Genomic DNA, 10526 nt, shown 5'->3' on the forward strand with positions numbered 1-10526 from the left:
GAGAGGACATGTTTTACTCCAGGTCGGATTAAAAAAAGCGTTCAAGGTTACCATTTTCTCAGACTCAGCATTGAAACGGCAATCACTAAAACCAAATGAGCTATAACTTCCATATTTATAACCAATGAAATCTGCTGATTTTCAGAATAAAGCTATAGTACTCACGCTGACAGAGCATTAATCTCCACTACCCATTGTCAGTCATAGTGCGCAAGAGTAGTGGAAGTCGCACTGACGCAATAGCTATTAATGCAATTGCTGTAATGTAGCAATAAATACCCCATAACCACAGGAAGAAAGTGTTATGAAAATTCGTACATCAATGATTGCCCTGAGCCTTACGGCATTACTTAGCGGCTGCCAAAATATGAATACCGATGGCTTGATGCAGTCCGGTGCTCAGGCCTTTCAGGCTGCAACCCTGAGTGATGCTGATGTCAAAAACCTCAGTGAGAAATCATGTGCGGAAATGGATCAAAAGGCCCAGATAGCCTCCGCTGATAGCGCCTACGGCAAACGTCTGGCTAAAATCTCAGCCGCATTGGGTGATAATATCAATGGCACCCCAGCTAACTATAAGGTTTACGTCACTAAAGATGTGAATGCCTGGGCGATGGCAAATGGCTGTATCCGTGTTTACAGCGGCCTGATGGATATGATGACCGACAATGAAGTGGAAGGCGTACTCGGCCATGAAATGGGCCATGTGGCATTAGGCCATACCCGCAAAGCTATGCAAGTGGCCTATGGCACCACCGCCTTACGCACCGCTGCTGCCTCTGCCGGTGGTGTTGCCGGGCAACTGTCGCAGTCTCAGTTGGCCGATATTGGCGAGAAACTGGTGAGTGCCCAATTCTCACAAAAACAAGAAAGTGAAGCAGATGATTACTCATTCGATCTGCTGAAAAAACGCGGTATCGATCCGAACGGTTTAGTCACCAGCTTCGAAAAACTGGCGACCATGGAAGCTGGCCGCACCAGCAGCATGTTTGATGATCATCCATCCTCACAGGCCCGCGCCGACCATATCCGCCAGCGTATCGCCGCCGAGAAATAATATTTTGTAAATGCAAACGCCCCTCAGTAGGAGCATTACAGACTGCTGACAAAGTCGAATGAAGGGGAAACGTGCCGTTGGGGCCGTAACGGTGTGAGCCGTCGGAGCGCCCCTAGGTGCGGTCAACCCTTCACTCACTGAACTACAAATAGCTTGTCATTAACCTCAAACGCCCCACAACAGGGGCGTTATGATTTATTCCGCCGTCAAATTCACTTCGATCTGATCACCGTTGATCCGCACAGGATAAGTGTTCAAATCCCGATCCCCCGGTTCACGTAAGCATTGCCCGGTTCGAATATCAAACAGCGCGCCATGTAATGGGCATTCAACCGTTTCGCCATCCATAAAACCCTGGCTTAACAGAGCATTGGCGTGAGGGCAAATATCCTCCATCGCGAAATACTCCCCCTCAATGACATAGACACCAAACCTTTCACCCTCCACCTGAGCTGAGAAAGGAAAGTCCGGTTTGACGTAGTTTATTTTACAAACACTAACCCATCCCATTGCGCCACCTCTCAGATTATCATCATAAATCACCCATAATAGTGTGGTTGATATTTAGACAATCACCAGTTGTCGCGCCAATAAAAAGGGCAAACCTGAGTTTGCCCTTAAAGTGATGTTAATCAGTAGCTAATGCTTATTCATCTTCGAGATAAGTATAACCATACAGACCGGCTTCAAACTCTTCCATAAACTGAGCTTGCAACTCAGTGTCCAGATCCGTTTCTTTCACTTGATCGGAGAACTGTTTTAGCAACTTCTCGGGGTTCAACTGAACATATTCCAGCATATCCGCGACAGTATCGCCTTCGTCAGTCTGTTCAAATTCAACCGTACCATCAGGGAAGACAAACACATCGACTGCCGCGGTATCACCGAACAAATTGTGCATATTGCCCAGAATTTCCTGATAAGCACCGACCATAAAGAAGCCCAACAGCGGTGGGTTTTCTGCATCATATGGCGGCATTGGCATGGTGGTTGCCACCCCGTCGCCATCAATATAATGATCGATAGTCCCATCGGAATCACAGGTGATATCCAATAACACCGCACGGCGCTCAGGTGGCTTATCTAACCCTTCCAATGGCAAAACTGGGAAGAGTTGATCGATACCCCATGCATCCGGCATTGATTGGAACAGCGAGAAATTGACATACAGCTTATCGGCCATACGTTCTTGCAGCTCATCAATGATGGGCCGGTGCGCGCGGTTACTCGGGTCCAACTGCTTTTGGATCTCGTTACAAATGCTCAAATACAGTTCTTCAGCCCATGCTCGTTGCGTCAGTTCCAACATGCCATGAGCATACTGGGTATGAACATCGTGCAAGTCCATCTGGCTATCGTGCAGCCATTCGCGTAGAGAGCGGCGGTTTTCTGGCTCTTGCATTTCCAACCAGGTGTCCCACAAGCTTTCCAGTGCGCGTGGCGCATCGGCTGATGGCGGTTGTGGCTCATTAAACTCATTACGTTCCACGCCAATCACGTTGGAAACCAGCACAGTATGATGTGCGGTCACTGCACGGCCCGATTCCGTAATCACCGTTGGGTGCGGCAAGCCGTGCTCATTACAAGCATCGCCAATCCCCCAGATAACGTTGTTGGCATATTCATTCAGGCCATAGTTGACTGAGCAATCAGATTGGGAACGGGTCCCTTCGTAATCCACACCTAAGCCGCCGCCGACATCGAAACACTGGATATTGACACCCAGTTTATGGAGTTCCACATAGAAACGGGCAGATTCACGTACACCTGTAGAGATATCACGGATGTTGGACAGCTGAGAGCCTAAATGGAAATGCAGTAATTGCAGGCTTTCCAATTTATCGGCTTCACGCAGCATATCAACTAACTGCAACACCTGAGTCGCGGACAAACCGAATTTGGATTTTTCACCCCCACTGGCCTGCCATTTGCCGGAGCCTTGTGATGCCAGGCGCGCGCGGACACCCAAGCGCGGGACGACGTTCAGGCGCTCGGCCTCTTCCAGTACCATTTTGATTTCTGACATCTTTTCGATGACCAGATAAACCTTATGGCCCAGTTTTTCGCCAATCAATGCCAAGCGGATATATTCACGGTCTTTATAGCCATTACAAACGATGACTGAGCGGGTCATACCGGCATGCGCCAGAACCGCCATCATTTCGGCTTTAGAACCGGCCTCTAGCCCTAACGGCTCACCGGAATTAACCAGTGACTCAATAACCCGGCGATGCTGATTAACTTTAATTGGGTAAACCAGGAAGTAATCGCCTTCATAACCAAACGACTCACGTGCACGTTTAAATGCACCATTAATTGAGCGCAGGCGATGTTGCAAAATTTGCGGGAAACAGAATAACGCAGGCAGGCGTTGCCCCTGCTCAAGCTGCATCTTTTTGACCAATTCAGCTAGATCGACACGTGCCTCACGAACATCCGGATCAGGGCAAACACTGATATGACCGAGTTCATTGACGTCATAATAGTTGCCACCCCAGTAGGCGACGTTATACGTGCTCAGCATCTTGCTGGCATTACGATCATTCATGGCAACCTCCTGCATGGAGCGTAAAGAAACATGTGCGCCCGCAGCTGACGGACGGCCAATCAAGTTATCATCAGACATAATTCGCCTCTATTGCGATACTGACGATAAAGTCAGCCACTATCGCAGCTACAACCTGCAAGGACAACCCGCGTGAATGCCAAATTGGCAGAAGATTGCACTGAAAAGCGCGATCCCCGAGCGGTTTATCTCAGCTATTCATTACCCAAAACAGGGTAAAACACGTTTAAATGTAAAATACGTTTGACTGTAAATACGTATTGAGATTTTGTGAATCGGATTAGCCGCAAAGTCCTCAAGCTAGCCGAATTCAGTGCTTCAGACGGTGATTAACCCGCCCGCGAATCCTGAGTCGCACCCATGTGGGTATAACATCGGGTTGATGGTGTACAAGAAAGGAAGGTTGCAAGGGGGGATTGAACGTCAGAACGACGCAGCTGTTGATGTGCAGCAACCAGTAGACAACGGATCATTAATCCAACCACCTCCACGCATGCCGCTCATGATGAACGGACAAGACTCAATATAATAGAATTAGGTAACAGTACGATGACGCTGCCATTTTAGTGCTAATCGCGACGATGCGCTCATTAGATTGAGTGCCCATCACTGAGTGCGAAACACTAAAAATCTAACAATGAGCTAATGCCATCTTCGGCCATCTTCATCATTGCGTATCGAATAAGCTGCGCGCGCAGTTTATACCTATAACAAGAGCAAAATGCAAAATGTAAATAGCGTGCAAGTGTATCAAGCGGTAAATAAATCAACTGACAACCAAAGCAAGAAATATCTTGATGCAAAAAGGGCTGGCATTAATAGTAAAAGCTGACCTAAAATAGACGTCCAGATGTTAATACATCCATCCATTTTAATTGCTAGAATGTCTGTTACGCTATAATTATGGCGGACTTCTAAAGGGATAGACTGCTAAAGGCTTTGCCTAAAGGGGCGTTGTAAAGCGCAATACACCAAAAAGCCCATTCAAACAGCGGCTTTGGTTGCTTGACTTCAATGCTATGCAGTGACATTTCACTTGTATTCAAGGTAAAGAAAACAATGGCTAAACACCTATTTACGTCGGAATCGGTTTCCGAAGGACATCCTGACAAAGTTGCCGATCAGATTTCCGATGCTGTACTTGACGCAATTCTTGAACAAGATCCAAAAGCACGTGTTGCCTGCGAGACCTATGTCAAAACGGGTATGGTATTAGTGGGCGGTGAAGTCACCACTAATGCATGGGTAGATATCGAAGAGATCACCCGTCGTACTGTGCGCGAAATCGGTTATGTTAATTCTGAGATGGGTTTTGACGCTAACTCTTGTGCCGTTTTGAGTGCAATTGGTAAACAGTCTCCTGATATCAACCAAGGTGTTGACCGTGCAGATCCACTAGAGCAAGGCGCTGGTGACCAAGGTTTGATGTTCGGTTACGCCACCAACGAAACCAGCGTTTTGATGCCAGCACCTATTACTTATGCTCACCGTTTGGTCGAGCGTCAGGCTGCTATACGTAAAAATGGCACTTTACCGTGGCTACGCCCAGATGCAAAAAGCCAGATTACCTTCCAATATGATGACGGTAAAATTGTTGGTATTGATGCGGTCGTTCTATCAACTCAACATTCAGATGACATTAGCCTGACAGATTTACAAGAAGCGGTGATGGAAGAAATCATCAAGCCGGTTCTGCCAGCCGAATGGCTCACCAAAGGGACCAAATATCATATTAACCCGACAGGCCGTTTTGTTATCGGTGGCCCAATGGGTGACTGTGGCCTGACTGGCCGTAAAATTATCGTTGATACCTACGGCGGTATGGCTCGTCATGGTGGTGGTGCTTTTTCGGGTAAAGACCCATCCAAAGTGGACCGTTCCGCTGCTTATGCTGCTCGTTATGTGGCAAAAAATATCGTCGCGGCTGGCCTGGCTGATCGTTGTGAAATTCAGGTTTCTTACGCCATCGGTGTGGCAGAGCCAACTTCCATCATGGTAGAAACATTTGGTACCGGCAAGATAGCGGAAGATAGATTGGTCGCTCTGGTGCGTGATTTCTTCGAACTACGCCCTTATGGCCTGATTCAGATGCTGGATCTGTTGCACCCGATTTATCGCAAAACCGCCGCTTATGGTCACTTTGGTCGTGAAGAATTCCCTTGGGAAAAAACCGACAAAGCTGCCTTGTTGCGTGATGCTGCTGGTCTGAAATAACGTTTAGACGGTAAGATCTCAATAACAAAAACCCCGCCAGCCGGGGTTTTTTTATGCTTGATTTTTATGACTGCCGATAACGCTCAATCAAGCTGAATATTGCCATTCCTGCCACCATCGCGGCGGCAAAGATAATACCTTTGTACATCCCCGCGCCCAGTAGTACCAATGCCGGCCCCGGGCATATCCCTGCCAGCCCCCAGCCAATACCAAACAGCACGCTGCCCCCGATTAAGCGGCGATCTATACGCGTGGATGTGGGTAAGTTGAGAGGTTGCCCCAGCAAACTGGTTTTGCGCTTTTTAGCCCAACCAAAACCGAGAGTCGCGACCATCACTGCGGCGGCCATCACCAGTGCCAGCGAAGGGTCCCACAAACCGCCAATGTCCAGAAAACCGAGCACCTTAGCGGGATTCGCCATACCTGCGACTATCAGCCCCAGACCAAAAACCAACCCGGCAAGTAATGAGAAAAGTAAATTCATATTCCCTTCCTATCGTCTAAACGAATAGATGACGAACAAACCATACTGTTGCAAAACCGAAAAACATAAAACTCAGTGTTGCCAGCAAGGAACGCGGTGAAAAACGTGCTAAGCCACAGACACCATGCCCGCTGGTGCAACCAGCCCCATAGCGAGTGCCTATCCCCACCAGTAATCCGGCTACAATCAGAACCGGCAAACCCGCATCAATCTGAATCACCGGCAGAACCATAAAAAGTGAATAAATGACAGGGGCCATAATCAAACCGAGCAGGAAAGCAACGCGCCAGGAAATATCCTCCGCTTTTGGCGGCAATAATCCGCCTAAAATGCCGCTAATGCCGGCAATACGACCATGACAAAGCCATAGGATTGTTACGGAAATACCCAATAACGCCCCACCCGCCAGTGCGCTGTAGGGGGTGAAATTAGCCCAATCTATTGTCATGCGCCCTCCTTCTCTTGTGGGCAATAAAGCTGATACAGCAGCTCAAGCAGCGCCAATATTTTATTATCAGCGATGGAATAAAATATGCGTTTCCCCTCTCGACGGGTGTTCACCAGCCCATCACTGCGCAGCACACCAAGCTGTTGTGAGAGTGTCGGTTGGTGAATACCTAAGGCTTCTTCCAGTTCACCGACCGCCTTTTCTCCCTGACTGAGTTGGCACAGCAACAACAACCGATCCTCATTTGCTAATATTCTCAACACATCACAAGCCTGCCCTGCCGCATATCTCATCAGATCCATACTGATCGTTTTATCGTTATTCATATGCATCTCTAAATACTTCCGCGTCATTATATATTTTTATATTATATGTTTTTATATATTGATAAAACCGAAATAGTCCTATCGACTCGCTTGCATCTGGGTATCTACCGTTTTATTCTTCCGCGATATGAGTTCATTAAGAATCCCCATCGCGCTGCAACAAGCGGTTATGCGCTGTTTGCGCCATAAATTACAGCTGGCAAATCAGCATCTTGGCACCGATTATCCGGAGCCGAAAATCAACTATCATCAACGTGGTACCAGCGCGGGCAGCGCCTATCTGCAATCCTTCGAAATTCGTCTCAATCCAGTATTATTACTGGAAAATCAACAGCCTTTTATTGATGAAGTGGTGCCTCACGAATTGGCGCATTTACTGGTTTATCGCCAATTTGGTCGGGTGGCACCCCATGGTAAAGAGTGGCGTTGGATGATGGAGCATGTCTTGCAAGTTCCGGCCAGCCGTACGCATCAGTTTGAAGTCACCTCGGTGCGCAGCAAGACTTTTAATTATCAGTGCAAATGCCAGCAACACGCTTTAACCCTTCGCCGCCACAATAAAGTGCAGCGCGGTGAGAGCGAATACCGCTGCCGCGAATGTGGTGAAAAACTGCAATTCATCGCGAAAAAACCTGTTAGTGATTAACGTTAATTGTTATAAAACAATAAGTTAATTTGCTATCCATAACTATTATCTATAACCTGCCTGTTTTCATCATTGGGCTGTTTTGAGATATGTTACGCAAACTTCTATTCCTCCTGGCTTTTTCCTCCTCACTGCTTGCGCTCCCCGGCTACAGCCAAAGCATCAATAACTTTTCTCAGGCCAAAGCCGTGGCGGCAAAAATTAATCAGGATGCCCCCGGCAGTTTTTATTGTGGCTGCAAAATTGACTGGCAAGGTAAAAAAGGCGTTCCGGACCTGAAGAGTTGCGGCTATCAACCACGTAAAAATGCCCAACGTGCCGCACGAATTGAATGGGAACATGTCGTCCCAGCTTGGCAATTTGGCCACCAACGCCAGTGCTGGCAGCAAGGCGGGCGCAAAAATTGCGCTAAAGATCCAGTTTATCGCCAGATAGAAACTGATTTGCATAATCTGCAACCCGCTATTGGCGAGGTGAATGGTGACCGCAATAACTTCATGTATTCCCAGTGGAATGGCGGCAATGGTCAATATGGCCAGTGTGACATGAAAGTCGACTTCAAAAATAAGCTGGCCGAACCCCCAGTACGCGCACGTGGTGCCATTGCCCGTACCTACTTTTATATGCGCGACCAATATCAACTGCGACTTTCCGGCCAACAAAGCAAACTGTTCGAGGTGTGGAATCGTCAATATCCGGTGACAAACTGGGAATGTCTGCGTGATGAACGAGTGGCAAAAGCACAAGGGAATCATAACCCTTATGTACAACGCGCTTGCCAGCAGCAAAAAGGCTAATCTAGTATACTGGTCAAAGTTTTCGTTTCAGGGCTCAAACAACTCATGCGCATACCTCGCATTTATCACCCGCAGCCTTTGCAGGCCAATACCGAATTGGCGCTCAGTGATGAAGCAGCCAATCATGTCGGCCGCGTGCTGCGAATGACTGAAGGCCAAAGTCTGCAATTATTTGATGGCAGTAATCAGGTTTTTGCAGCAGAAATTATCCGTGTGGATAAAAAAAGCTTGATTGTCCAGTTAGCCGAAGGGCAGTTGGAAGACCGCGAATCCCCCTTAAATCTGCATTTAGGCCAGGTCATTTCCCGTGGGGAAAAGATGGAGTTTACGGTCCAGAAATCCATTGAACTGGGGGTCGATGTAATTACTCCGCTGTTTTCCGAGCGCTGCGGCGTTAAGCTGGATGGCGAACGTCTGGCAAAGAAAATTCAGCAGTGGCAGAAGATTGCTATTGCGGCCTGCGAGCAATGCGGGCGCAATAAGATCCCGGAGATCCGCGAAGCAATGCAGCTATCTGAATGGTGTGCAGAGCAAGATGACAGCCTTAAGTTGAATCTGCATCCACGTGCCAGCAACAGCATTAACACCCTCCCCTCGTCCCTCAACAAAGTGCGTTTGTTGATTGGCCCGGAGGGCGGCCTTTCTGCCGATGAAATTGCCATGACATCGCGCCTTGGATTTACTGATATCCTGCTAGGGCCGCGAGTGCTGCGTACCGAAACTACCGCCCTGACCGCAATTACTGCTTTGCAGGTGCGCTTTGGCGATCTGGGATAAAATTCGTTCCCGTTAGGAGAGAATAATGATCAAGCTCGGCATCGTAATGGACCCAATCTCGTCCATTAATATCAAGAAAGACTCCAGCTTCGCTATGCTGTTAGAAGCACAGCGCCGTGGTTGGGAACTGCATTATATGGAGATGGGTGACCTTTACCTGCGCGGTGGTAATGGGCGCGCTCGTACCCGCTTGCTCAGTGTGAAACAGGATAAAGACGACTGGTTCAGTTTTGGTACAGAGCAAGATATACCGCTGGATGACCTTGATGTCATTCTCATGCGTAAAGATCCGCCGTTTGATACTGAATTCATCTACGCCACCTATATTTTGGAACGCGCGGAAGATAAAGGGACTCTGGTAGTGAATAAACCACAGAGCCTGCGCGACTGTAACGAAAAGCTGTTTACCGCGTGGTTCCCGGATTTAACGCCAGATACTCTGGTCAGCCGCAGCAAAGATCATATCCGCAAGTTTCATCAGGAACACGGCGATATCATTCTGAAACCTCTGGATGGTATGGGTGGCACCTCAATATTCCGCGTGAAACAAGATGACCCTAACCTGTCGGTTATCATTGAAACACTGACTGAACTGGGCAGCCGGTTCTGTATGGCGCAAAACTTCCTGCCCGCGATTAAAGAAGGCGATAAACGCGTGTTGGTAGTGGATGGAGAACCGGTGCCTTACTGCCTGGCGCGTATTCCCGCACAAGGTGAAACTCGTGGCAATCTGGCAGCCGGTGGCCGTGGCGAAGCCCGCCCACTCAGTGAAAGTGATTGGAAAATTGCCCGCGCGGTTGCACCGGTGCTGAAGCAAAAAGGCTTAATTTTTGTTGGCTTAGATATTATCGGCGACCGCCTGACTGAAATTAACGTCACCAGCCCGACCTGCATACGCGAAATTGAGGCCGCTTTCCCGGATGTGTCGATTACCGGCATGCTGATGGATGCAATCGAAGTGCGGTTAGCGAATAAATAAACCAGAGGCCGTCTCCCCAAAGTTTTTGGAGACGGCAAGAGAACAAACCCCGATGAGCTTACTTATTTTAAGTTCAACAACAAGTAAGTGATTCGGGTACGTGAACGCAGCCAACACCCCTGCAGCTTCAAGGACAAAGGGTATCCCCACAGTCATTGGAGTTGCAGGTAGGCGGCAAGAGAACAAACCCCGATGAGCTTACTCACGTAAGTGATTCGGGTGCGTGACCGCA

At 48.4% G+C, this 10526-nt stretch carries 12 protein-coding genes; 6 read left to right on the forward strand and 6 right to left on the reverse strand.

Translation table 11 applies throughout. The annotated features are described in order from the left end of the window. The first annotated feature begins 304 nt into the window (after positions 1–304). A complete protein-coding gene (locus ACNSO8_RS04450; RefSeq protein ID WP_418393940.1) occupies positions 305–1057 on the forward strand; it encodes a M48 family metallopeptidase in 753 nt (250 codons plus the stop codon). 195 nt (positions 1058–1252) lie between these two features. Here ACNSO8_RS04450 and ACNSO8_RS04455 read toward each other — a convergent pair whose 3' ends face one another. The 3 genes from ACNSO8_RS04455 to ACNSO8_RS04465 form a co-directional block, all read right to left on the reverse strand. Next, positions 1253–1567, reverse strand: coding sequence for a non-heme iron oxygenase ferredoxin subunit (locus ACNSO8_RS04455; protein ID WP_418393941.1), 315 nt, complete (start codon positions 1565–1567; stop codon positions 1253–1255). A gap of 136 nt (positions 1568–1703) precedes the next feature. Next, positions 1704–3683, reverse strand: a complete 1980-nt coding sequence (gene speA, locus ACNSO8_RS04460; RefSeq protein WP_418393942.1) for a biosynthetic arginine decarboxylase — start codon at positions 3681–3683, stop codon at positions 1704–1706. Positions 3684–3952: 269 nt separating this feature from the next. Beyond that, entirely contained in the window at positions 3953–4096 is a 144-nt protein-coding gene (locus ACNSO8_RS04465) for a hypothetical protein (RefSeq protein ID WP_155409025.1), read from the reverse strand. Between the two features lie 586 nt (positions 4097–4682). Here ACNSO8_RS04465 and metK point away from each other — a divergent pair. After that, positions 4683–5837 carry a methionine adenosyltransferase gene (gene metK / locus ACNSO8_RS04470; protein WP_418393943.1) on the forward strand — a complete coding sequence of 385 codons (1155 nt, stop codon included), beginning with the start codon at positions 4683–4685 and terminating at the stop codon, positions 5835–5837. 64 nt (positions 5838–5901) lie between these two features. Here the strand turns inward: metK and ACNSO8_RS04475 are convergent, their stop codons facing one another. Genes ACNSO8_RS04475 through ACNSO8_RS04485 form a run of 3 tightly spaced genes read right to left on the reverse strand, consistent with a single transcriptional unit; the run spans position 5902 to position 7095 of the window. Then, positions 5902–6321, reverse strand: coding sequence for a DUF6691 family protein (locus ACNSO8_RS04475; protein WP_418393944.1), 420 nt, complete (start codon positions 6319–6321; stop codon positions 5902–5904). Positions 6322–6337: 16 nt separating this feature from the next. Further along, on the reverse strand, positions 6338–6769 hold the full coding sequence (locus ACNSO8_RS04480; RefSeq protein ID WP_418393945.1) for a YeeE/YedE family protein: 432 nt from the start codon (positions 6767–6769) through the stop codon (positions 6338–6340). Then, positions 6766–7095, reverse strand: coding sequence for a metalloregulator ArsR/SmtB family transcription factor (locus ACNSO8_RS04485; RefSeq protein ID WP_418393946.1), 330 nt, complete (start codon positions 7093–7095; stop codon positions 6766–6768). The genes ACNSO8_RS04480 and ACNSO8_RS04485 overlap by 4 nt, the downstream gene beginning before the upstream one ends. A 127-nt stretch (positions 7096–7222) precedes the next feature. Here ACNSO8_RS04485 and ACNSO8_RS04490 point away from each other — a divergent pair, with 127 nt between their 5' ends. The 4 genes from ACNSO8_RS04490 (at position 7223) to gshB (ending at position 10294) form a co-directional block, all read left to right on the forward strand. Beyond that, complete coding sequence (locus ACNSO8_RS04490) at positions 7223–7741, forward strand: SprT family zinc-dependent metalloprotease (protein WP_418393947.1); 519 nt, start codon at positions 7223–7225, stop codon at positions 7739–7741. A gap of 89 nt (positions 7742–7830) precedes the next feature. Next, entirely contained in the window at positions 7831–8538 is a 708-nt protein-coding gene (endA, locus tag ACNSO8_RS04495) for a deoxyribonuclease I (RefSeq protein WP_418393948.1), read from the forward strand. Between the two features lie 45 nt (positions 8539–8583). Beyond that, positions 8584–9315: a 16S rRNA (uracil(1498)-N(3))-methyltransferase gene (gene rsmE, locus ACNSO8_RS04500; RefSeq protein WP_418393949.1), complete on the forward strand. Its 732-nt coding sequence runs from the start codon at positions 8584–8586 to the stop codon at positions 9313–9315. A gap of 25 nt (positions 9316–9340) precedes the next feature. After that, positions 9341–10294 (forward strand): glutathione synthase, encoded by a 954-nt coding sequence (gene gshB, locus ACNSO8_RS04505; protein WP_418393950.1) that lies wholly within the window; start codon positions 9341–9343, stop codon positions 10292–10294. Positions 10295–10526 lie beyond the last annotated feature (232 nt).

The sequence above is a fragment of the Yersinia sp. LJYL362 genome (genome assembly GCF_048323875.1).